At 35.8% G+C, this 24,711-nt stretch carries 23 protein-coding genes and 1 other annotated feature; of the genes, 5 read left to right on the top strand and 18 right to left on the bottom strand.

Going from position 1 to position 24,711, the window contains the following annotated elements:
- Window positions 1-75 precede the first annotated feature (75 nt).
- From radC to ACIQX2_RS10795, 13 genes are all read right to left on the bottom strand, one after another.
- Window positions 76-774 (bottom strand): RadC family protein, encoded by a 699-nt coding sequence (gene radC / locus ACIQX2_RS10735; RefSeq protein ID WP_402849841.1) that lies wholly within the window; start codon window positions 772-774, stop codon window positions 76-78.
- Complete coding sequence (locus ACIQX2_RS10740) at window positions 771-1,373, bottom strand: Maf family protein (RefSeq protein WP_402849844.1); 603 nt, start codon at window positions 1,371-1,373, stop codon at window positions 771-773. The genes radC and ACIQX2_RS10740 overlap by 4 nt, the downstream gene beginning before the upstream one ends.
- Window positions 1,374-1,467: 94 nt before the next feature.
- Window positions 1,468-2,109 (bottom strand): hypothetical protein, encoded by a 642-nt coding sequence (locus tag ACIQX2_RS10745; protein WP_402849846.1) that lies wholly within the window; start codon window positions 2,107-2,109, stop codon window positions 1,468-1,470.
- Window positions 2,110-2,194: 85 nt separating this feature from the next.
- A complete protein-coding gene (locus tag ACIQX2_RS10750; protein ID WP_402849849.1) occupies window positions 2,195-2,950 on the bottom strand; it encodes a prepilin peptidase in 756 nt (251 codons plus the stop codon).
- Window positions 2,951-4,519: a sensor domain-containing diguanylate cyclase gene (locus ACIQX2_RS10755; RefSeq protein WP_402849852.1), complete on the bottom strand. Its 1,569-nt coding sequence runs from the start codon at window positions 4,517-4,519 to the stop codon at window positions 2,951-2,953. It lies immediately after the preceding gene.
- A 21-nt stretch (window positions 4,520-4,540) separates the two neighbouring features.
- Window positions 4,541-5,212 (bottom strand): potassium transporter, encoded by a 672-nt coding sequence (locus tag ACIQX2_RS10760; RefSeq protein WP_402849855.1) that lies wholly within the window; start codon window positions 5,210-5,212, stop codon window positions 4,541-4,543.
- Entirely contained in the window at window positions 5,205-5,798 is a 594-nt protein-coding gene (locus tag ACIQX2_RS10765) for a PilN domain-containing protein (RefSeq protein ID WP_402849858.1), read from the bottom strand. Before ACIQX2_RS10765 ends, ACIQX2_RS10760 begins: the two co-directional genes overlap by 8 nt.
- The gene (gene pilM / locus ACIQX2_RS10770; protein ID WP_402849861.1) at window positions 5,798-6,772 is read right to left on the bottom strand and encodes a type IV pilus biogenesis protein PilM; all 975 of its coding nucleotides are present in this window, start codon (window positions 6,770-6,772) and stop codon (window positions 5,798-5,800) included. Before pilM ends, ACIQX2_RS10765 begins: the two co-directional genes overlap by 1 nt.
- A gap of 156 nt (window positions 6,773-6,928) precedes the next feature.
- Window positions 6,929-7,378: a type II secretion system protein gene (locus tag ACIQX2_RS10775; protein ID WP_402849864.1), complete on the bottom strand. Its 450-nt coding sequence runs from the start codon at window positions 7,376-7,378 to the stop codon at window positions 6,929-6,931.
- 87 nt (window positions 7,379-7,465) lie between these two features.
- Window positions 7,466-8,671, bottom strand: coding sequence for a type II secretion system F family protein (locus ACIQX2_RS10780; protein ID WP_402849867.1), 1,206 nt, complete (start codon window positions 8,669-8,671; stop codon window positions 7,466-7,468).
- On the bottom strand, window positions 8,671-9,711 hold the full coding sequence (locus ACIQX2_RS10785) for a type IV pilus twitching motility protein PilT (protein WP_402849870.1): 1,041 nt from the start codon (window positions 9,709-9,711) through the stop codon (window positions 8,671-8,673). Before ACIQX2_RS10785 ends, ACIQX2_RS10780 begins: the two co-directional genes overlap by 1 nt.
- Window positions 9,712-9,722: 11 nt before the next feature.
- Window positions 9,723-11,387, bottom strand: a complete 1,665-nt coding sequence (locus tag ACIQX2_RS10790; protein WP_402849873.1) for a GspE/PulE family protein — start codon at window positions 11,385-11,387, stop codon at window positions 9,723-9,725.
- Window positions 11,388-11,408: 21 nt separating this feature from the next.
- Window positions 11,409-12,782, bottom strand: coding sequence for a VanW family protein (locus tag ACIQX2_RS10795; RefSeq protein WP_402849876.1), 1,374 nt, complete (start codon window positions 12,780-12,782; stop codon window positions 11,409-11,411).
- A 347-nt stretch (window positions 12,783-13,129) separates the two neighbouring features.
- Between ACIQX2_RS10795 and ACIQX2_RS10800 the strand changes: the two genes are divergently transcribed.
- The 3 genes from ACIQX2_RS10800 to ACIQX2_RS10810 are packed head-to-tail and all read left to right on the top strand — an operon-like array spanning window position 13,130 to window position 15,202.
- The gene (locus tag ACIQX2_RS10800; protein WP_402849879.1) at window positions 13,130-13,585 is read left to right on the top strand and encodes a PulJ/GspJ family protein; all 456 of its coding nucleotides are present in this window, start codon (window positions 13,130-13,132) and stop codon (window positions 13,583-13,585) included.
- 17 nt (window positions 13,586-13,602) lie between these two features.
- Window positions 13,603-14,085, top strand: a complete 483-nt coding sequence (locus ACIQX2_RS10805; protein ID WP_402849881.1) for a PulJ/GspJ family protein — start codon at window positions 13,603-13,605, stop codon at window positions 14,083-14,085.
- Between the two features lie 19 nt (window positions 14,086-14,104).
- Window positions 14,105-15,202 carry a hypothetical protein gene (locus tag ACIQX2_RS10810; protein ID WP_402849884.1) on the top strand — a complete coding sequence of 366 codons (1,098 nt, stop codon included), beginning with the start codon at window positions 14,105-14,107 and terminating at the stop codon, window positions 15,200-15,202.
- An 83-nt stretch (window positions 15,203-15,285) separates the two neighbouring features.
- Here the strand turns inward: ACIQX2_RS10810 and ACIQX2_RS10815 are convergent, their stop codons facing one another.
- Both ACIQX2_RS10815 and ACIQX2_RS10820 read right to left on the bottom strand, forming a co-directional pair.
- A complete protein-coding gene (locus ACIQX2_RS10815) occupies window positions 15,286-16,989 on the bottom strand; it encodes a sensor domain-containing diguanylate cyclase (RefSeq protein WP_402849887.1) in 1,704 nt (567 codons plus the stop codon).
- A 96-nt stretch (window positions 16,990-17,085) separates the two neighbouring features.
- Complete coding sequence (locus ACIQX2_RS10820; RefSeq protein ID WP_402849890.1) at window positions 17,086-18,309, bottom strand: bifunctional folylpolyglutamate synthase/dihydrofolate synthase; 1,224 nt, start codon at window positions 18,307-18,309, stop codon at window positions 17,086-17,088.
- 86 nt (window positions 18,310-18,395) lie between these two features.
- On the opposite strand from ACIQX2_RS10820, the gene ACIQX2_RS10825 reads away from it, so the two are divergent.
- Window positions 18,396-19,274, top strand: coding sequence for an ATP-grasp domain-containing protein (locus ACIQX2_RS10825; protein ID WP_402849892.1), 879 nt, complete (start codon window positions 18,396-18,398; stop codon window positions 19,272-19,274).
- Window positions 19,271-20,083, top strand: a complete 813-nt coding sequence (locus ACIQX2_RS10830) for an ATP-grasp domain-containing protein (protein WP_402849895.1) — start codon at window positions 19,271-19,273, stop codon at window positions 20,081-20,083. The genes ACIQX2_RS10825 and ACIQX2_RS10830 overlap by 4 nt, the downstream gene beginning before the upstream one ends.
- 190 nt (window positions 20,084-20,273) lie before the next feature.
- Here ACIQX2_RS10830 and ACIQX2_RS10835 read toward each other — a convergent pair whose 3' ends face one another.
- The 3 genes from ACIQX2_RS10835 to ACIQX2_RS10845 form a co-directional block, all read right to left on the bottom strand.
- Window positions 20,274-22,916 (bottom strand): valine--tRNA ligase, encoded by a 2,643-nt coding sequence (locus ACIQX2_RS10835; RefSeq protein ID WP_402849898.1) that lies wholly within the window; start codon window positions 22,914-22,916, stop codon window positions 20,274-20,276.
- 44 nt (window positions 22,917-22,960) lie between these two features.
- Window positions 22,961-23,187, bottom strand: a binding site (T-box leader).
- Window positions 23,188-23,411: 224 nt separating this feature from the next.
- Window positions 23,412-24,038 (bottom strand): hypothetical protein, encoded by a 627-nt coding sequence (locus ACIQX2_RS10840; protein ID WP_402849901.1) that lies wholly within the window; start codon window positions 24,036-24,038, stop codon window positions 23,412-23,414.
- Window positions 24,039-24,102: 64 nt separating this feature from the next.
- Entirely contained in the window at window positions 24,103-24,687 is a 585-nt protein-coding gene (locus ACIQX2_RS10845) for a 5' nucleotidase, NT5C type (protein WP_402849904.1), read from the bottom strand.
- Between the last annotated feature and the right edge of the window lie 24 nt (window positions 24,688-24,711).

The raw sequence follows: 24,711 nt of genomic DNA on the forward strand, positions 1-24,711 counted from the left end.
AAACAAGTTTCACTTCGTTCGTTGTTATAAAGTCATAACTATTATTATAACTGATAGATCGAAAAATGCACAGTGTCACATATACCCTTTTTCTTTGAGGCTAATAAACTGATGATCGCCAATAATTACGTGATCCAGAAGTTCTATGCCCATAAGAAGACCTGCTTCATATAGTCTTTTCGTCACGTCAATATCTTCCGTTGAAGGGGCCGGATTTCCTGATGGATGATTATGTGCACAAATTATCGAGGCCGCTGAACGTTTTACAGCTTCGCGGAAAATTTCTCTAGGGTGGACGATCGAAGCATTTAGAGAACCAATAAAAATAGTTTGTTTATGAAGGATTTGATTTTTTACGTTTAGAAAAAGTGTTACGAAATGCTCTTGATTCAACGAGGTCATATCGTGCATGAGGTAAGTAGCAGCATCTTTCGGAGAGCGAATAGTAAATTTGTCATCTGTCTTTTGTTGAGAAAGTCTCTTCCCAAGTTCAACTGCCGCAAGGAGTTGGACAGCTTTCGCTTGTCCAATACCTTTAACGGCAGTAATTTCTTCGATAGATGCATTTTTTAGTTCTTGAATTTGCTCAAAATAATTGAGGACACGATTAGCTAGGTGCAGTACGGACTCTTGCTTTGTACCTGTTCGAAGCAAGATGGCGATCAGTTCTTGGTTAGACAAACTGGAGGCACCTTGTCTCATAAGTCGTTCTCGTGGGCGATCTGATACATGAACATCACGAATCATTAGCGAATGCGTCTGCTTCGTTTTCATGCATTTACCACCCGCTCAATTTCTATCAAACGAAGTGACAATAACACTTTAAATAAACGACTGATCGGAAGACCAATGACATTATTATAATCACCCTGGATTCTCTCGACGAATAATCCACCCATAGTCTGGATTCCATAAGCCCCTGCTTTATCCAAAGAATCACCAGTCGCTATGTATGCATCTATATGCTCTTCTGAAAGGTCAAAAAACTTAACGAGAGTAGTTTCCGCAAAACTAATAGAAGTACCCTCCCCATAAATAGCAACCCCTGTCGTTACTTGATGCGTATTTCCGGATAGTTTTTGAAGAAAAGTTTTTGCTTCCTCATTATCTTTTGGTTTCATCAATAATTCATCATTCAGGCTTACAATTGTATCAGCAGCAATAACAATTGCGGAAGGATTCTCCTCTAAAATAGCAACTGTTTTATCAATCGCAATATGCATAGCAATCTCTTCTACAGAAAGATTTCGTTTAACTATTTCTGCTGCTCCTGATGCTTTCACCTCAAATGGAATACCCAGCTTTCCGAATAATTCCTTTCTTCTAGGTGATTCACTGGCTAATATAAACTGCTTTTTCGTTGTAATTTTCAATTCTTATTCCCCCTTTTCAATAGCATACAAAACAATTGAAAAAATGGAAATTGTGTATAAAAAGCAACAATTCAATTTTGCCTGCAAAAAGCTATCAAAAATTCAATTTTAGACAACTATTCGTCGCAACATAATGAGAAAAAATATGCGATCTCATAACGGAAGGTACGTCTGAAAACGCTGATATAGCTTGGACTATTCCCATTAGATCTTCGGGATAATCTTCTTTATTTTTGATAGACTCAAAATAATTTTTGTTCAAATTCTCTTCCTGTATTAATTCCATTACTTTTACGACTTTAGGGTCTTTACAACTATTCGTCGTAACATACAAGCTTTTTATAAAAGTTGGTAGTACCTCTGTTTCTTGAGTCGGAATCGTTGTTACGTATAAATCACTCCAAACAAAAAATTGGTTGTCCACTTGAAAAATACTCGCTTTTGCGAGTGACGGCTGAGACCCTATAAAAGCAAGTGCGCTTTCCTTGGAAGTGAACATGCCATATTGTTTTGCTTGGAAAGGAAGAGACTTCCCTTCCACCTCTCCTGTAACCTCTACCTTTTCATCCGCTTCTTTAGGAACTGTAATTGTTGGTTCCTCACTTTCGGCTTTCTTTTCATTTGCTAAATTTAGTATTAGGCCGAACAATAATACGCCAACCACTCCAATGATCAATCCTTGTATGCCCGCTAATATAACTTTTTTTCTTATATTATTGCGCCTTCCAATTGGCATAGAATCACCTCTTTTTCATAACCTTATCACGAAGATTATAAAAAAAGACGAGACCTATGTCGGCTCGTCTAAAAAAGTTATCGAGTTAAAAAAACAAATTCACATACCAATCGACAAGCCGTTCCCCATAAAAATAAGCGATAATTGCTGCCACTGCAATCGACGGACCAAATGGAATAGGTGTTTTTCTACCTTGTCTCGTTCGTCTTAACGAAATAGCACCAACAACCGTCCCAATAACGGAAGCTAAAAACAGCGTTAGTAGAGTCGGAATCCAGCCCAAAACTAATCCTATTACAAAAAATAGCTTGATATCTCCACCACCCATGCCCCCTTTGGACACAACTGCTATGAGGAATAAGAGACCAAATCCAACAAATGCTCCGATCATACTATCCCACCACGGACTAAGTGGTTCTAATACCCTTAAGCCGATTAATGGGACCAAAAAGAATAAAAGAATATTGTCAGGAATTAGCATATATGCAATATCCGACACCGTAATAATGACCAAGAGAGAAATAAACAATAACGCAACTACTAGCTCCATCGTGAAACCTAGCTGGTAATAAGCAAAAGCAAAGAGAAGACCAGTAACTAGCTCCATTACCGGATACACCCAATGAATCTTCGTCCCACATCCACGACAGTTACCTTTTAAAAATACGAAAGAAAGTACAGGCACTAAATCTTTAAATGTTAGATTTCGATTGCAAACCGCGCAATGTGAAGGTGGGCTAACTATCGACTCGCCTTTTGGAATCCGCAAACCAACTACGTTGAAGAAGGAACCGAAAATTAAACCGTATAGAAAAAAGAATACAATGATTATTATTTCCATTTAAACACCTAATTTCACGCTTTTTAAATTTTCTTTATCTACATACATGTTCATATCAGCTTGGTTAAACAAATCCTCAAAGGTTGTGCCATGCTTTGGATAATTGCTAATCCCGATACTTGGTTCAATGTTAATCTCTAAATCATTATATGAAAAACTACTTTTTTCAAATGTGAAACGCAAATGTTCTAGCCATTCATTGATTTCCTCTTCAGAGTTAAAATCTTGAAGAAACAGCACGAATTCATCTCCACCCAAACGCGCCACAAGGTCATTTGCATTAACAGATTGCTTCAAAATGGAGGCAGTATGCTGGAGTACTTGATCTCCTATATGATGGCCAAAGCTATCATTAATCGATTTAAAATCGTTCAAATCAATTAACACTAACACTGCTTGGCTTGTTGGATTTTTTGAAGTTTCTACTAGTCTTTTCCTAAGCTGCGTCACAAAGTATGCTCGATTATGCAAATCTGTAAGTACATCATGATAGGCCATATGCAAAATAATCTTTTCTTTTTCTACTTCACTTGACACATCTCTCAACATCGCATAATAAGTTTTTTCTTCACCTGTGGCAACCATCTTCGCGGAAACTGAAAAATGTAAAATGCCATCATTAAATATATTTTCCAATGTGATCGAGTAATCTTGTACGATTCCTTCTCTTTCAATATCATAGAGAAACTTATGTAATTGATTTTTATTATATTTGGTTTGTGCAAATGTCATTAAATTGAGATCTGAACTATCTTCAATCCCAAGTAGTACCATTCCCGGATTATTAACTTCAACAATATCTAAATTACCATTTACAATCATCATGGAGATAGGACTAATATCGAATAACGTTTGATAGCGCTTAGTGATATTAGGCAATAATTCATTATGTAAATAGGAAAAAGAAATGAAGACAGAAAAAATAAGCCCTTCAAAAATTATAGGATATGGAGGGAAGCTATCACCAAAGTTCGGATAACCAAAGACAATTTTCGTTACTAAAGTCACCGTGCTATACAACATCAAAAAACGGAGTAACTTTTTTCGTTTCCTATCGAACACTTTTCTATTGCCAATCGCAAGAATGAATAACAACAATACATTTAACAGAATAGCTATCAGCACTGTAAAATAATAAGTTCCATTTACAACGGGTTTATGCCAAATTCCTACTAAACTATACGTTATCGATGAAAGGAAATTAAATCCGAAAAGCTGAACAATAACAATACAGATAAATGGAAAATAAAATACGAATGGATAGACTATCTTTTTCATATACTTATGCAAATCAGCAACATACACATATAGATGAAAAGCTACTCCAACTATTAATGCACCTAAACTGCCTAGCATAATCTCCACTATTGCTGAACTATAGCTGATTGGTAGTATTTGACGAAATAATTCTCCCATAAATACAAAACTATAGATAAATAGAATAGTAGCGATTAACCTGTTTTCCAGTCTTTTAGCATGCTGTGAAATGACAACGCATGCTAAACCAAACATAAAGAAAGCAGGTAGAATATATACGGCTATATAAATACATATTTGAGAAATAGACAAAGGTATTCTTCCTATCCATTCTTATTTTTTATCATAATAAAACGTAGTTACCTGAATTACAGCGGAAATCGCTTCCTCTGTTTCCTCGTCATAATTTTGTTCTTCCCCAGGCATCGAAAATTCGACTCGGTCAATACTCTTAGTACGCTCCATAGACTCTAGTTCTTTTATGAATGTATTAAAATGGTCATAATCCTTTGTTAATACAGAGATATTAAAGGTAATCAGCTTCAATTGAGGTGGTAATGGAGTACTGGCAACTGGAGAAACTGGGGTTTCAGTAGGTTGCTCTCCTTCCGTGACATCTACTGAATCAGTAGAAGCTTCCTCTTCACTAGTAACCAACGATGAATCTGCAACAATTTCATCATAATTATTAAATTCGATAGATTCTATTTTTGCCTCACTAACAAGCTCAACCTCTTCAATAGACTGTATTAATGTATCCAATTCACGAGTGATAGGGACTTTTCTTTCTAGAAATACAGATTTCTCTTCTACATCCACTGGAGCTATCGACTCAGCATCCAACAATGCAATTTCATTTTCTACTATACTGATCGTTGCTTCTTTTGACGTTTTTTCTTCATTTAGTGGATAAATTAGAAAATAATAGATTGCACCTAAAAGAACTGCTACTAATGCGATGATCAAAAGGTACCCCGTTCGTTTGTTGCTTACTAAATCATTCATGTTGGGTACCCCCTTCACTTAAATATGACTCATTAATGTCTAATTGGATTGTCGCTGAATAGCGCCACTGTACATCAAAGTTAATCTCATCAGATTCTGTATCCTGTTCTTTAAAAGGCTCAAATGAAGATACGTTCTCTACTTTAACATCACTAAAATATGCACTATTTAAAAGCCTTTCGATAAAGGAAGAAATTTCATTCATCGTTTCAAAGTCAGCTGATAATAGTATTCCAGTCTCATCAAACTGATAAGAGCGCAAATACGTGTTAGCTTCAATTAATGAATATATTTCATCTATTAATGGACTAACTGGATAGGAAACGGACTCCACAAAAGTGACCGCGGTAGAATGAGTCCCTTGCTGTACAGTACTTTCTGAAGTAACCTCTGCACTTAGTACATCTCTTTCAAGAACTAGCTGTGTCTCTTCTGCCTCTAATCCCTTAATTTCCTTCTTTAAAGTGAAGAATTGAAAACAAAGAAAGACTATAAGCAACCCAATCACAATAGAACTAATGATCAATATAAGATTACTGGATTTACGTCTTTCAAATTGAGGCAATAAATTTATTTCTGGAACCACTATAATGCCTCCTTCAATACTAGACCAATGAGCGGGATATATTTTGCATTTATATTAGGATAGACCCCTTGTACTTTACTATCATCTATAAATTGGATAGGCGTTTCATAATTAGCGCGCATTTCATTCACGATATAATCCATTTCGGGAGAATCTCCTAAAATAATGATCTCATCCACTGCTTTTTCCCCTTTATAAAGAGAAAAACGATAAAAGTTTAAAATACGATCAATTTCAGCTATCTGGTCGATTAGTAGCATACGATATTCTTCTATTTCTCCATCGTAAGTAAAAGTCACTTCATGCTCATCCACCACTCGACTTTCCCATGACTTGATCGACGTTTCAATCGCTTGATAGCGAAGAAACTCTAGCTTTCCAGGAGTGTATATACTAATCGAAAGTCCGGTAATCGACCAATCTGTAATGAGATAGCTTTTTTGAGAAGCAAACAAATTTAGTTGTTCTAACAATCGGATTGTTGACAATGAGCGAACATCAGCAACTGTCGGGGTTAACGAAACATCGTCCAGTAAACTAGCAATTTTGTTTACATCATCGGATGGAGCAGCAAAAAGCGTCGCTTCTCCGTCATTAGGCTTTGCATCATAAACATCAATTAGTGGATTCGTAAAAGGTAAATGAATCGTTTGTCCAAGCTCCATTTCGACATAAGCTTTCAGCTTAGAAGATACCACATCAGCTGGATGTTCAAATGACTTCATCATAACTGAACTATCGGGTACAAAAAAACGAACATCATGGCGTTTGATGCCCCAAACATCTACAATCTTCTTAAACTCATCAAACAATGCCATTTCATTGCGAATAGAATCACCTTCAATGATCCCAGCACTTAAAGGCTGCTCATAAACTACTGCTTGGTTTATAACTTGGCTATTCATGACAATTGCACGGATGACGTATTCATTAAGTTCTATTGCAACAAAACGGTTCTTTTTGGTTTTGAACATAGTAAATTACCCCCTATGTGTTTCTGTTTGCTTAGTTTCACGTTTCAGGAAACGAGTTGTTCGTTTACTCAAATGTGAAAATAAGGGAATACAGCAGACTTGGTCTGCTGTATAGATTAATCAATTTATATTAAGTAAGAATGCTTATAAAAATTATTAATTGTTTATAGTTTTATGATTAGCATCACTACCTTTTTGAACATCCTTAGCTATTCCTTCAAGACTCGCTCCCGTGAAAATAGCATTTTTACCACTTGTATATTCAAATGTTGCTGTAAGTTTATGAGGTTTAGCTTTTGTAATCGTTGCAGTTACCGGTACCTTACCAGCTGATTCTAAAAATTTATTATCTATTAAATTTTGCACTGTTACTGTAGTACCTGTATCTCCCGAAGGACCATTAGGATTCTCAGTAAGATATAATTGAGCTGCATTTAATACATTTGATGCATCTGCTTTTGCAGCGTTAAATTTACTATTTTCAATTATATTCCCAACCGCTGGTACAGCAATTGCAGCAACAATAGCAAGGATAACGATTACTGCTAGAAGTTCAATAAGTGTTAAACCTTTTTGATTTTTAATTATTTTCGTTAATTTTTTCATTTTAATTTTCCTCCTAAAATTTTATATATAATTTCGTTTGATTTTCATTCACTCTATTTTTCAAATCAACTCCTTTAAGATATTATATTAAATTTGTTCATACATACTAAACATCGGAACCATAATAGCCATCACAATAGTACCTACTACAGCTGCTAAAATCACAATCATGAGTGGTTCAATTAATGATTTCAATGTATCGATGGTACGGTCCACATCGTCTTCGTAAAACACAGCAATTTTTTCTAACATATAATCAAGTGAGCCAGTTGACTCACCAATTGCCGTCATTTGCGTTACTAAAGGTGGGAAAATCCAACTTTTTTCAAGTGGTGCTGTTAATGTACTTCCCTGTTCTAAGCTTGTCCGCGATTCTCTAACTACTTTTGCTATAACCGGATTGCCTACTACTTTCTCTACAATCGCTAGTGCCTGTAAGATAGGTACTGAACTACTAAATAAAGACGAAAGTGTACGGGTCATTTGAGCAATTGCCGACTTCTGAAGCACTTTTCCAAAAATAGGAGTTTTTAGAAGCAAAATGTTAACCGAGTAGTTGAATTCCTTGTTGTTCTTATAGAAAAAATTGAATCCGAAAACTACAATGCCTAAAAGTGCTAAGAGAATATACCAAGATGACTGTAGCAATTCACTAAAGCCCATAACTACTTTTGTAATAGTAGGAAGCTCTGCTCCCATATCATCGAACATCGTAACAAATTGCGGTACGATCGTTAACATCAAAAAGCCTGCCACAAAAACAGTCATAATAAGTAAGATTATTGGATACGCCATCGTAGATTGTACTTTCTTTTTCAGCTTAAACTGTTTTTCATAGGAAAATGCTAATCTCTCTAATGATTCATCTAGATTCCCTGTCGCTTCCCCAGCGCGAATCATATTTACAAACAACTGCGGGAATACTTTTGGGTATCGTTCGGTGGCCTTTGAAAACGATAAGCCAGATCGCACATCCTCTTCCACCGATAGCAATGCTTTTTTCAATGGTTTACTAGATGTTTGTTCTGCTAATATTCTAGTAGATTCTAAAATAGAAACTCCTGCTCTTATTAACGTTGCAAACTGTCTGCTAAAAATCACGAAGTCTTCATTTTTAACCTTTGCACCAATAGAAATCTCTTTATGAAGAATACTATCTGATTCCTCTAATTCCCTTGGGTTTATCCCCTGTGAACGAAGCTTTGTAATAGCTGCTTGTTTGTTTATAGCATCGACAGTTCCTTTTTTTAAGCTACCTTGAGCAGTTCTGCCATTGTATTTAAATACAACCATTAATACTCACCTACATTCAAAAAGGGTTTAGCAGATTCGATTGATATTTTCCCTGAGGTAACTAATTGTTGAATGGATGACTCGAGCGTATGCATGCCTAATGCTCGGCTTGTTTGCATAACGTTTTGAATTTGGTGCACTTTTTCATTGCGTATCAAGTTTGCAACGGACGGCGTTTGCATCAAAATTTCTGTGGCTGCGATACGCCCTTTTGTATCTTTTCGAACAAATAATCTTTGAGAAATGATTCCTTGCAGAACATTTGCTAGCTGAATGCGTATTTGTCCTTGCTGATGTGGAGGGAAAACATCAATAATTCGGTCAATAGTTGTAGGAGCACTACTTGTATGTAACGTTGCCATAACTAAATGCCCTGTTTCTGCTGCAGTTATGGCAGTAGAAATGGTTTCTAAATCACGCATTTCTCCGACTAAAATGACATCTGGATCTTGGCGAAGTGCAGCTCTCAACCCATTGGCAAAGCTTTGCGTATCTTCCCCAACTTCACGCTGGTTAATGATAGATTTCTTATGGGTATGCACATACTCAATCGGATCTTCTAGCGTAATAATATGCTTCGATTTTGTTGAGTTGATATAGTCAATCATTGATGCAAGCGTCGTCGATTTTCCAGAACCAGTGGGGCCAGTAACTAAAATCAGTCCCTGCGGCTTGTCCGCTAGTGTATAAAGTACATTTGGCATACCAAGTGTTTCAATTGCTGGTATTTCCGAATCAATCATACGAGCTGCAATCGCCACATTTCCTTGCTGTTGATAAGCATTTATACGGAATCGGCAACGACCTGGTAATTCATAGCTGAAATCAAGTTCACCTTTTTCATCAAACACTTGTTGTTGAGAGATAGGTATGATTTCAAGTAGCATATCCTTCGTATCTGATTCACTTAAATTTGATTCACCGAATGATTGGAGGGCTCCATTTATTCTAAATACAGGTGGAATTCCTACAGAAATATGCAGATCGGATGCTCTGTCATGAAACGATTTTTCTAACAGGTCAATAATTGAATTCTTCATCCCATCCCTCCTCAATCCGTTGTTGCAACACGCAGAACTTCCTCCGTCGTTGTCAACCCTTCTTGTACTTTCAATAACCCATCATCTAATAAACTGAAATACCCGGATTCTTTCATATAATCTCGCAGAACCATCGTGCTCTTGCCGGTCAAAATGACATTTTTAACAAATTCGTCCACCGCGAGAATTTCATGAATAGCAATCCGTCCACGATAACCGGTGTTATTGCATGATGGACATCCTCTTCCCCGTACAACTTCTTTGATCTCCAAACCATGTTCTGTAAAAATAGCAATCTCTCGATCATTTGGTTCATGTATCGCTTTACAGTCCCGACAAACTTTTCTAATTAGACGCTGTGCCACAACTCCAACTAACGAGGAGGAAAGTAAGAATGGTTCTACACCCATATCCTTCATACGTGATACTGACTCTACAGCGCTATTTGTATGTAGTGTACTCAGTACAAGGTGACCAGTTAACGAAGCTCGTACTGCTATCTGAGCAGTTTCTAAGTCGCGAATTTCTCCGACCATTACAATATCAGGATCCTGACGCAAAATGGATCTTAAACCTGTAGCAAACGTTAACCCCACTTCTTCACGCACTTGAATTTGATTGATTCCCTGTAACTGATATTCGACTGGATCTTCAACCGTAATGATATTCACGTCTTCTCCATTTAGCTGATTCAGTGCAGCGTATAAAGTAGATGATTTACCTGATCCAGTTGGACCCGTAATTAGTACAATGCCGTTAGGTTTTTCAATCATTTTGCTAAAGGTCTCTAGGTTTTTCTTATTGAATCCTAGCTTATCTATGCTATTCATAGCACCGCTAATATCTAAAATACGCATTACTACTTTTTCACCATATATAGTTGGAAGTGTAGAAACGCGAATGTCTATTGGTTTCATATTGACGGAAGCTTTAATACGCCCATCTTGTGGTAAACGATTTTCGGTAATATTTAAATTCCCCATAATTTTAATACGAGCCAATATAACATTTTGCATATGCTTTGGAAGTGCTCTTTCCAGCTTCAACACACCATCTACTCGGTAACGAACTCGTAATTCTGTTTCCTGTGGATCAAAGTGAACATCGCTCGCTCTTTGCGCAACACCATTTGCAATAATTTGGTTTACTAACCGAACGATAGGTGAATCCTCATCCGTTATTTGCGTATCATTTTCAAGCTCAGTTGGTGTCATATCTAACAAAGCTTGATCCATCGATTCCTGCAAGTCATAATATTTCGTTATCGTACGGAAAACATCATCTTTAGCCGCAATACTTGTCTCAATTTGACAGCCCGTAGCCATACGAACTTCCTCAATGGCAAAATAGTCCATCGGATCAGCCATCGCAATTAATAACTTATTTTTATCTTTACGGATTGGCATAATATTGGTTCGCTTAACTAACTCTTTTGGAACTAATTGAATGAGCTCTGGGTCAATTGAAAATTGATTTAGACTTACATGTGGAATCCCTAACTGAAACTCAAGCACTTCTATTAATTGCTGCTCCGTCAGTAGATTCTCTCTTATTAGAAAGTCTCCAAGTTTTTCCTCGCGACTTTTATTTTTCAATGCATAATCTAGCTGCTCATTCGTAATTACATATGACTCTACTAACAAATCCCCTAATCTTTTGCGAGCGTTATTCTTCATCACTCATCACCCCAGTAATACTTATTTTGATCCGTCTATGATGTTACCAGCTTTGTCATAGTAACTGCCCTCTGGCAATCCGTCTGAATCCTCTTCGCTTGCTGGTGATGTATTATTTGGAGGATTGGATTGTTCCTTTTCACTATCCTGAGTCTGGTTAGTATTTGGTGTATTAGAAGGCTCATCATTTATATCCGTCAATCCATCGCCATTCATATCAACTGCAAGATCCGGATCTAGCGTAGTTGAAGTTTCAGATACTACTGATGATTTTAGGATGATTCTATTAACTGGTGGATAATAGTCTTGACTGATTAAATCCTGTTTCTCAAATGGACCTGCTTTATCTGAAATAGTGCGATAGACTGAAACTCTCAAACCTGGCTTTCCTTCTTGAATTAGCTCTTCTTCATTTCTTTTTAGTTCAGACGAATATCTATAAATAGTTCTTGGAGTGATTTCACTCTCACTTACTTGATATTTAGCAACAGTCTCTGAAGGTACTGAGTAGATTTCCACTAAAAGCTCAGAGCCTTTTATGCTAATTTTTATGCTTGCAGGTGCATTGATTGTGTTTATGAATTTCAAGTCTTTCGTTTTACTGATTTTCGCCTCAATGCCTGGTTCTAAATAATTTGGAATACTTCCTTGAGAATGGCGTTCCACCACTTCGAAATTCGTTTGGAGAACAGTACTATATAATAAGGAAGTAACAAAATTTATCGTTTCATCGGAATTCCCCAGGTTAATGCCTTCTATATGTTCATTTACAGAAAACATTTCACCACTTCCAATTACCTGATCATTTAAAGCATAAATAATGTCGTTCAAACTATTCGTATTCATTGTAATAGCTTCTATATCAAATGCAATACGTTCTGTTTGAAATAATGACATGTCCAAAGCAACAGACACAATTGGTTCGGATGATAACATTCCTACTTGATTCTCAATAACATCTAAAGTAGCTTCTGCATCTAAATGTCCATTTGCTTCAATTAAAGCAGTTAGTTCCGGACTCATTACAACTTGTAAAGGAAGATGAACGGTCGGTTCAGACTCCCAAACTGCATACCAAGCTGTACCAACTTGATTTTCAAACTGCTCCACTGTTGACTCTACGGCGAAAGAGAACCACTCTGGATTTAAGGTTATGTCTACATTATTTCCAGTTAATAGTATAGGATTCTGTTGCCATTCTAATATTTTGGAATTTAAAAGAGAAATAATTTCCTCTCTATTAAGAGATTCCACTCGTTGACCGCCAATACTAGAACCCGAGACTTCACCTTCTGCATTTACATGTTGTTGTAAAGGGGTAAAATTACTGGTCCACAAATACAAAAGAAAAGATGTTAAAATAGCTAAAACAATCGTTTTCCAAATAATCTTCACGGCTCATAACCCCACTTCCTACCTGTACTTTTGAGTATATATACTCAATTTTTCATAGGTATATTTACCTTTACGAATAATATTTTTTCAATACTTTTGAATTAATCAATACTTGTTTGTAAAGTTATTTTAATACTCATTGATTCTTTATACTTATTTATATATTATTAATCTACCAATTACAAGTGTATAATCGATGAAAAAAATAAAAATAAAATCAACTTATAATTCCTTCTTCTATAATATTCATACAAAATATAACTCTATCTTAGCATAGTAAAGGAATTCCTTCATTTAACAAATATATTTATCATTGATATTTCATAGTCAAAAAGGATGATTGCATCATGTTTAGGAAAACTAAAAATACGAATGGATTTACCTTAGTGGAAATTTTAGCATCGGTCGTATTATTAACTGTTGTAATTTCACTGTTTCTATCTATTTTCCCTCAAATGTCGAATATGAATAATAGAAATGGAGAGAATTTAGATGCAGCTAATGCAGCAAAAGAATTGTTAATGCTAGTTAAAGAAAATTATACACTTGATGACTCTACTAATAATCTTAAGGGGAATATTTTAGATTTTTCTATTTCACAAAACAATACAACCTCAATTATAGTAGAAGGGACATATAAAGCATTAAATGATAAAATCTTTTTTGCAGAAGTGAAGATTGAAAAAAATGGAGCAATCTCAAACTCCAAGATAGACAATCTATACCAAGTAACAATTAAAGTTAAAAACCGTCAGGAAGATTCGAAAGCACTAGCAACAACTTACGGATATATTAGAGAGTGAAAAGTCGAGGTGGTAAGATGAAGTGGAAATTTAATGAAAGTGGATTAACTCTAGTCGAGTTACTAGCTGCAATCGCATTATTTGGAGTTATCTCAATTATAATGTGGAATTTCTTTTTTCAAGGCTTAAATAATAATGAGCGAGCAATTACGCAAAACCAACTCCAACAAGAAGCAAATTTAATTGTGAATACTATACAAGAAATACATACAAAGTATACGATTACTGAATTTACTCCTTCTTCTTCTTCTTTATCCATAAAAGGAAAGAAGTTAGATGAAAAAGGTCAAGAAATATTTGTAGTAGAAACATTTAATAAAGATCAGATTGAATATGGTATAACAGTTACCATTATTAAGCCTTCTGGTGAAACCTTTAAAAACTCATTTAAAAATCCAGTGACGGAATTTGATCTATCATTAACATTAACTTCTAAACAAGATGCTAATGTAAAGTACCAAACGAAAACAACATTCAGTAAACTTGCAGGCAACAACTAACGAAAGGTGAAGACCTAATATGAAAGTATTTAAAAATGAAAAAGGATATACTTTATTGCTTACATTAATAATCATTTTAATGATTATTATCTTCTCCTCCTCATTCGCTTTAAGTGCCATGAATCAACACAAACAAGTGGAGCACACGGATAGTAAATATGAAGTTACTGCTGTTGCAGAGATGGGAATTGAATATTATCATGCAGAGATAATAAATTTAATTACTACTGTAAGATCAAAATTAGATAGTGAGATTTCATTAATTCAAAACAACTCTAATCTAACAGTATCAGAAAAAGTAAATGCAATTAAATCTGTGGAGTTGACAACTCGTACAAACTTAACAAAGGGATTAGATTGTTTAGATGGTTACAATAATAGTACAAGCAAACCATGTAATCCTGATGAAACACTTAGTATTTCAAAGGGAAAAGATATCGATAAATTGAACTCTATTAAATTCACCTTATTAAACTCCAAATTAATAACTAATAGTAAATCTCAACTTGAAGTGCTAGTTAAAGGTTCTATACCAAATAAAGATTATGAAATATCTGCTATTTTCAATTTACCAAATAACTTGCTAACTGTTACGTTAATAAGTAATGGTGAAAATGTGAAAGGAGATGGAAATCAAAACACTCCTATTTATCCAAAATGTGATATACAATATTCTAACAAACCCTGTAAGGTTGATTCCAATGTTGTATTTTCAACCCCATTTGTAATTTCTGGTGGGCTAGTACAATTCAATAGAGCAGTTACACTAACAAAAAAGAATATAGGTGAACTCACAAACACTAATATTTATATGGATCAGTTAATAATCAACACAGGAAAAGAGAACGGGAATGCTAATAGCATTAAAGTTGGAAAAGATGCAAAACTTTGCATTAGACAGATCTCAGAAAACGATGCGAAGAAAATAAATACTAATGGCGGAAAAGTTTATATATTAGCAACTAAGAATTTTAGAATCGAAAACGCAATTAATTTCGTTAAGCAAGAAGAGTTTGATATTAATTGTAACTTTATGAAAAATCCATCTGATGATAAATATACAATAACGCCTACTGACGTAAATTTTGACATTATAGATAGTGTTACCTATCATTAATATTTCTCAAAAAGATCATATTTTCTATAATAAATAAAATTAGAGGGAATCCATATTACAGGATCCCCTCTTTTCTATATCTATTATTTCACATACTCCGCAACCCGATTTCTACCAGCTTGCTTCGCTCCAATATACAATGCGCGGTCTGCATTTCGCAGTAAGGTCATTCCTTCGTCGCTATCCTCTGGTGCTGTAGAAACCCCAATACTAGCGGTGATGAATACAATTTCTTCACGAGCTATTTCTCCTAAATCAAATGGCACGATAAATGGCGTTTGTTCGATCTTCCGCCGAAGCTGTTCGGCAATATTCTTTGCTTGTAACTTTGAGTAATTTGGTAAGAGAATAACGAATTCTTCTCCTCCATATCTAGCAACCGTCCCATTGGGACCAATTTCTTCTTTAATAATTTTTGCAAATTCCTGTAAAATAATATTTCCTGCATGGTGACCATACGTATCATTGACGCCTTTAAATTTATCGATGTCCATCATGATTAACGAAACCGTCTTATAAAATCCACTAGTCAGTCTTTCCATCTCAACCTTCAATTGCTTGTCTAAGTATCGGTAATTATTAATTTTCGTTAACTCACAAACTTCACTTTTCTCAACTGCTTCTCTAACATACCTTGCTTTTTCTAGTGAAACAGCAAAATAAGAGCAGAGTAGATGAACAATTTTAAGCTGATACGTTTCAAATGCAAACTTTTCTCTTGCTGCTAAAACTAGTACGCCTTCAATTTTTTTGTTTCTATAGATAGGTACGCACATGACGCTTTTCATATCATCTGCCAAAAACGGTGGTTTCATATGAGCCCATTCTGTCTGTTTGTTATATAGAATTGGCTCTCCTTTTTCATACACTTTACCCGCAAGGCTATATTTTATATCCTCATGAGCAAATTCAAATTCTTTTTTATCTCCATCTTCTCTAGCTCTCAATATAAAAAATTCATCGTCTATATTATCTACAATGTATCCTGCATCAAACGGGAAAATGTCAGACAAACTTTTCAAGAACATATCCAATATCTCAGTTGTGGTCATCCGCTCCGCAAGCTGGTGACCAAATTCACTAGCCTTGTTTAAATCGGCATTTACCTTCTCTGAATCACTATACATGCGTATTAAAAGTGTGATAGCTAAGAATGGTACTCCTAATAAAATAAACGATATCGGTCCTACATAACCTTCTAATAAATATATACTAATCCCAAAAGGCAGTGTAATAATTAAACAAATAAAATCCCCACCAAAATCATTTGTGAAGAATTTTGGTTTTAAACCCGTAAATACTTCTCTAAAATACAAGAAAACATGATTCAACATTATACCTAGCACCGTATAAATACTACTATACAAAATAATATCATTTATTACTAAAGTGCCGATTTCATATCCCATCCATAAAACTACGGAGCCGCAGATAATGGAAATTAAGAAAAACATAAACGAATTATAATATAACTTATATCTAGTTTCTTTGCTTAATTTCATATGGTATACGATTGGTATCATACATAATTGCATGGCAATAAGTTCTGCAAGAATCCCAAATTTCAAAAAAATTGCTAGATTCACCCATTGAACAAGGACCATTAATGCTCCGCCTATAAAAAATGGGAATATTGTAGTGAGTAATGCGAGTACAAGAAAATAGATATAATGATCCCAGTCACTTGGTTTCGTCGGGGACAACAAATATACGAGGCAAATACCAATAGGTACAATTAATAGCCACATGAGGAAAATAATCTTCTTAGCTTTTTGTGAAATATCCATCTGACTATTAATCTCCTTTCAGTCTAAATAACTACTACTAAATACATATTAACTTAAAAATAATTATATCACTAAGTTCTCTGAAAGTTTCAACTACTAAATTCCTGTTTTTTCTTTAACCTCGGTAATGAAGTAGAAGGAACCAGTGACAATAGTAATGCCATTTTCAGATTTTTTTACCAAATCAAGTTGAATTGCATCTAAAGTTATACTTTTCGCACTATTCGTACAGTATTTATACAAGATATTAGCATTTAACGCTCTTTCGTGTTGGAAATTAACAAATTCAAAAGAACTACCTATTTCCTCTAACTTCCTTAACATATAGACATAATCCTTATCTTTAAGTATACCTACTATAAAATGGATTGGCCGATTCGGAAACTGTTCTTTCATAGTTTCCACTAAAGCATCAGTGCTCGCTTGATTGTGTGCTCCATCCATATAAAGATTTTCTCTTATTTTCTCCATTCTTCCTGGCAATCTTGCGTCCTTCACAGCAGTTTGAACACTAGATTCCTCTAAAACAAAACCACTTATTAGTAACGCCGTTATGGCTAAAGCCATGTTAGATTGTTGGTGCTGTCCAATCATTTTGGGGTTTAAGTTTGAAAATGTAAACTCTTCATATGTATATTGTTGCTTCTCTATTTGAAATTCTTTAGTATATTCTAGAATATTTGCATTTTTTTCTTTAGCCTCATTATATATGATTGTTTTTGCCGGCTCTAAAAAAGTCCCTATAACTAATTGGCTATTTTGCTTTAAAATCCCTGCTTTGTGCCAACTAATTTTTTCGAGTGTATCTCCTAAGAAATTTGTGTGATCAATAGATATGCTAGGGATAACTGCCACAGAAGTTTTCATAACGTTGGTACTATCTAATCGTCCACCCATTCCTGCCTCAATGAAAACGATATCTAATTCCAATGTTTCAAAAACTATAAATGCTGTCACAGTTAGTAATTCAAAATCTGTTAACATACCACTAATACCTCTCTGTTGCATAAAAGAAAAGGCTTTATCCATTTGTTTTTCTGTAACAGGAATACTATTGATCTGTATTTGATCATGGACATCGACAATACTTGGGCTAGTAAAAGAGGCATATGCCAAGCCGTGTTCATTTGCTAACGCTGTTAAAAAGGCAATTGTGGAACCCTTCCCATTAGTTCCAGCTACATGAATTATTTTGTGCTTGTCTTGCGGATTGCCTAGTTTTTTTAGTGCAGCTTGAATATTTTCAAGCCCTGGTTTTATCTCTGTTTCACTTTTTATATTCCATTTTATTTTGTATTTATTAAAATTTTTTATTTCCACGTAGTTCACCCTATTCCGTCTGATTAAATTTCGTGCTAAACTTCTTGTGAACACATTATAACACGTACTAGTGGAGGTCATTCATTATGCAAACATGTTGGATCGTTTATAACGGTAGTCTTACACATGATAAATTTATCGATCAAGCACTTCTTGTAAAGGAAGCTGCGGACCGACATGATATTCAGGCAATTTTAGTAAAAAATTATGAAGTGCTGATGAATGTCCAAGAAAATTTACATGCCAAACCAGATTTTGTCGTGTTTCTAGATAAGGATATTTTGCTTGCGCAGTATCTAAAAAATGAAGGTATACAAGTATTTAATGATCCAAATGTTATTGAAATTTGTGATAATAAAGCAAGGCAGTATTTGAAACTAGCTAGCGCTGGTGTACCTATGCCTACAACGATTATCGCACCGAAAGTATATCCTGGTTTTTCTATCCAAGAGTCCGGTTATTTTGAGCAGGTGCTGCAGACAATCCCATTACCAATGATTATTAAAGAAGCACATGGCTCCTTTGGTATGAAAGTCTATTTAATTGAAACAAGAGAGCAATTCTTTGCTAAAGTGGAAGAACTAGCAGGTGTAGAGTATGTCTTCCAGCAGTTTATCGAAGGTAGTAGAGGACGGGATATTCGCGTAAATGTAGTTGGCGGGAAAGTTGTGGCATGTATGCTTCGTGAATCACAGACAGATTTTCGTGCAAATATTACGAATGGAGGCACTGCTTCCCCTATTAATCTTACACAACGGCAAATAGAGGTGGCAATTCAAGCTGCTGAAGTTTTACAAGCAGAATTTGCTGGAGTGGACTTATTGTTTGGCGAAGATGGGGAACCTCTTGTATGTGAGGTAAATGGCGTCGCTCATATCCGCAATATCTTTAATGTAACCGGCATTAATGTTGGTGATGCCATGATTGAATATATATTGTCAAAAGTAGGAGCTGCTGTTGTATGAAAGGGTTGCTCCTATACGAAAAAGCCGAGATAGTGCGTAATCAGAGCTTTATTGATAGGTTAATAAATGCTGCAAGTACGCATGGGCTTAGCTTAACTGTAGTAGATGATCAAGGTTCGATTCCTGAAACTGATTTCATATTCTTCCGGTCAAGAAATCCAAAATTAGCAAAGGAATTAGTCAAACGAAATATACCAATGTTCAATCGTGCAGAAGTGAATGAAGTAGCAAATGACAAGCTAAAAGCAATACAGCTAGTCCAGCTACAAGGAATTGCAACTGTTCCTACTAGAAAAATTGCTACAGTAGCTGAAATCCATGAATATCCTGTCGTATTAAAAACGATAGATGGTCATGGTGGACAGCAGGTCGAGTTGGTCCACACTGATGAAGAAGCAACTACATTTCTAAATACATTTTCTGAGAATACGATTATCGCACAGCAATATATTGAAACAAATGCTACGGATGTTCGTGTGTTCATGCTCGGTGAAGAAGTGATAGGTGCTGTCAAAAGAACTGGACCAACAGATAGCTTTAAGTCGAATTTTACATTAGGTGGGACAGTCGAAAAATACACACTAGACGCCCAACAAACTAAAGAAGTAGAAAAAATAGCTAAAGCTTTAAAAAGCGACTATATCGGTATTGACTTTCTCCTCTTACCTGATGAAACCTGGCTTTTCAATGAAATAGAAGATCCCGTTGGTGCCAGATCTTATTTTGCAACGACTAAAAAAGATATCGCTGTACCTATTATGGAATACATTCATACAAAGCTCACAAAAAATGAGAGAGACGAGATTTAATCGTCTCTCTTTTTTTGTATTTCAAAGGAATCACCGGAATGTCTCGCAGAAACACCGTAATGTGTAGAAAAATCATTAGAATATTAATGAGAATCACCGGAATGTCACGAAAAAATTATTAGAACCCGTAGAACATTTTCTCTGAGATTAAAAAAGCGTGCACCCAATTCAACGGGTGCACGTTTCACTTTTATAGATTATTCAATTCTTCCATACGCTTCAATACAGATGCGTGTTTTTCTAGATAGTCCGCTTCTTTTGCACGTTCCTCTGCAACTACTGCCTCTGGTGCTTTTGAAACGAAGCGCTCATTGGATAGTTTCCCCTGTACTAACTTCACTTCTTTTGCCCATTTTTCTAGTTCTTTGGATAATCGAGCTTTCTCGGCTTCTATATCAATTAACCCTTGAAGTGGGAGATATAAAACTGCACCAGTAACAACCGCTGACATGGATTGACTTGGAGCTTCTAAATCTAATCCAAATACAAGTGGTTCTGGATTACAGAAACGCTCTAAATACTTAGCATTTGCTTCTAATACTGTTAATGTATTCGCATCCTTAGCGGAAACATATAATGGAACCTTTTTGCTCATCGGAGTTTGAACTTCTGAACGAATATTACGAACCGAGCGGATAATTTCTGAAAGTAATTTCATATTGTCCGCTTCTTCTTTATTCGAAAGTGCTTCGTTTACAGTTGGCCAAGCAGCTACTGTAATAGACTCCCCTTCATGCGGAAGGTTTTGCCAAATTTCTTCTGTGATGAATGGCATAAATGGATGTAATAGACGCATAGTATTGTCTAAAACATAAGCTAATACCGATCGTGTCATATTTTTCGCTTCTTCATCTTCCCCGTTAAGTGGAAGTTTCGCCATTTCAATATACCAGTCACAGAAATCATCCCAAATGAAGTTATACAATGCACGACCAACCTCACCAAATTCATAGCGATCGGAAAGTCTCGTTACTTGCTCAATTGTTTCATTTAATCGAGTTAGAATCCATGCATCTGCAACCGATTTTTTGCCGTCTAAATTAATTTCTTCAAATTTCAAACCATCCATATTCATTAATGCGAAACGAGATGCGTTCCAAATTTTGTTGGCAAAGTTCCAAACTGCCTCTACTTTTTCCGTCGAATAACGTAAATCCTGCCCAGGAGATGATCCAGTACTTAAGAAATAACGAAGTGAATCTGCACCGTATTGTTCGATTACTTCCATTGGATCAATACCATTTCCAAGTGATTTAGACATTTTGCGTCCGTCCTCAGCACGAACAAGTCCGTGAATTAATACATCATCAAATGGACGAGTACCTGTAAATTCTATCCCTTGGAAAATCATACGAGAAACCCAGAAGAATATAATATCATAACCAGTTACAAGCGCATTCGTTGGATAATACTTTTTAAACTCTTCGTTTTCCGTATCTGGCCAGCCTAACGTAGAGAACGGCCATAATGCAGAAGAGAACCAAGTATCTAATACATCATTATCCTGATCCCAGTTTTCCACATCTGCAGGAGCTTCGTGGCCAACATATACTTCTCCAGTTTCTTTGTGATACCAAGCTGGAATTCGATGACCCCACCATAATTGGCGTGAAATACACCAATCATGCAGATTTTCCATCCAATTTAAATATGTTTTTTCAAAGCGATCCGGTACAAAGTTTACTTTTTCTTCTGCTTTTTGCAGCTTAACTGCTTGTTCCGCAAGTGGCTGCATTTTTACGAACCATTGTAAAGACAAATATGGCTCAACTACTGCTCCACTACGCTCAGAATGTCCTACAGAATGCATATGCTCTTCAATCTTGAATAGGATACCTGCATCTTGCAAATCTTTTACGATTTGTTTACGGCACTCGAAACGGTCCATTCCATCATACGAAGCAGCATTTTTATTCATCGTTCCATCTTCATTCATCACTAAAATACGTTGTAGGTTATGACGGTTACCAATTTCAAAGTCATTTGGGTCATGGGCAGGTGTAATTTTAACTGCTCCACTTCCAAATTCCATATCAACGTAATCATCTCCAACTATGGGAATTTCGCGACCAATAATCGGAAGCTTTACTGTTTTACCGATTAAATGCTTGTAACGTTCATCTTCTGGATGAACCGCAACAGCCGAATCTCCTAGCATTGTTTCTGGTCTTGTTGTCGCAACATCGATAGATCCAGTACCATCTGTAAGTGGGTAATGCATATGATAGAAAGCACCCTGTACATCTTTATGGATTACTTCAATATCTGATAATGCCGTTTTAGTTGCTGGATCCCAGTTGATAATGTATTCGCCACGGTAAATTAACCCTTTGTTATACAGCTTTACAAATACTTCTTTAACTGCATTTGATAATCCTTCATCTAAAGTGAAGCGTTCACGTGAATAATCTAAGCCAAGTCCAAGTTTTGCCCATTGTGCACGGATATGACCAGCGTATTCTTCTTTCCATTTCCATGTTTCTTCCACAAATTTTTCACGACCTAAATCATAGCGAGAAATGTTTTCAGAACGCAGCTTCTCTTCTACTTTTGCTTGTGTTGCGATACCAGCATGGTCCATACCCGGAAGCCATAATGCATCGTATCCTTGCATACGTTTCATACGAATAATAATATCTTGTAGTGTTGTATCCCACGCATGACCTAAATGTAGTTTACCCGTTACATTTGGGGGTGGAATTACGATAGTATATGGTTTTTTATCGCTTTCTGGATGCGCTTCGAAGTATTTTCCTTCTAGCCACCATTCATACCGACCCTTTTCAATCGACTGCGGATCATACTTTGTGGACATCGTTGTCTCTTTTGTCATTGTCTGTTCCTCCTAAAAAAGAATATAAAAAAACTCCTATCGTCTTAAAGGACGAAGGAGTTTGTTCGCGGTACCACCTTTATTCGCGAATGCTAAAAAACGCATCACGCTCTCAATTCGATAACGGCTTCAAACCGGCATTTGCTACTATTCGTTCACAAACACTGCTCGTGGGCTACCTTCAAATGGTGGTTTACAGAAACATTTCAGCAAATTGTTTCCTTTCTTTTGAAAACCAAATCATTTTACTCTTCCCATTCATTGCATCTCTATTTAGTTGTTTCTATTGTAAAGGATAATATTATATGTCGTCAAGTTTAGTATGGTGAAAGGAGAAATACAATGAAAAAAGGATATAACCCGTATTTGTTGCCTGATTGGTTACGTAAAACACGTTTCTACTGCAAGCATATTAGTATTCCTATTTGTTGTTTCCAATTAATACGAGTACTAATTGTGCCAACCACATGGGATTTCATCTTGTTAGTAATTCTATTATTCATCTGCTTTTTGTTTTACAAAAACATTATTTGATGGAAACGAAAGCTTCGAGTATCCATCATCCAAATCCAAAATAAATTGAAGTTCAAATTCTTCCCCGCTTGGATTTTTAACTTCCATTGGCTCTGCGGGATTTGGACTTTCTAAGTCTACAAAAGATTCAACTGATGTTGGTGTTGGTGTTGGTGTTGGTGTTGGTGTTGGTGCTGGAGCTGGAGCTTCATCGTAATCACAGTGCACGGTCCACCCAATTTCAATAGCCATTTGCTGTGTTGGTTTCGAGTTAATATGGTTCACATGAACTGTCGGCTTGGAACCTTCTTTTATTTTGTCTTTTCCAATCTCAATACTCATCGGTACAGCATACTCAAAATAGCCTACCTCACCTTGCAAATCTAAATCTTCAATTTCTGTAAATTCGCTAGTAGCATGATGCTCGTGTTCACCTTCCTCAAACTTAACGTGGCAAGTGATGTGGTATATTCCAACGACTTGGACAATATCTTCCTTCTCAGCGATTTCACATTGTGGAGTTACCGCTACATTTTTAATCTCCATTGGAACTCCAAAGCTTTGCGGAAATCGAAATTGTTCTTTTACATCCCATGTTCTTGTTGTCATAAGTCATCCTCCTTCTTATAGGACAACTTATGAATGGAACAAAAGGGATAGAACATATTTCAGCTTACAAATGCTTTTCTTGTATATTTTTTTCGATAATTTGTTTGAGTTCCGACCAATTCGTTAATCTTGGAATTGTTAGATGTTGGTTATAAGATTGTGTTTTTACGTAAACTTGTAAAGTAGCATCCGTTAAGGTATTTAATACATCTGGCTTATCGTCGAAATAATAATCTAGCTGCAGTTCACGAATAATTTCCACCTTGGCTTGGTCTTTCATACCACAATAAAACCGTTCTGCATCGACCGGAAAACCCTTTTCAATAAGCCATTCCATCGTTCTTTCCCGATGTTCGGCAGGTCTAGCGGTAATATAGTAAATCTCATGCCCTTTTTCATGTAAATCAAGTAACGTTTCTACTGCATCCGGGTACGTTGGACAATTCGTGTAATAAATTTGTTCCAATGTATCATTCCACATTTTTGAACCTGCCTCATCTGTCAACCCGAATATTTCATGTATTTCTACTTTATCTAACGCATGAAATTTATCTATTGCCACTTGCTGCCCAAGCTTCTCATTATAAATATTAAAAGCATGCTCTCTTAAATTAATCAATGTATCGTCAATATCAAAACCAAATTTCATTATTAATCCCTCATTACATGCAAC

It is taken from the genome of Psychrobacillus sp. NPDC096623 (genome assembly GCF_044762655.1).
In the GTDB taxonomy this organism is placed as follows: Bacteria; Bacillota; Bacilli; order Bacillales_A; family Planococcaceae; genus Psychrobacillus.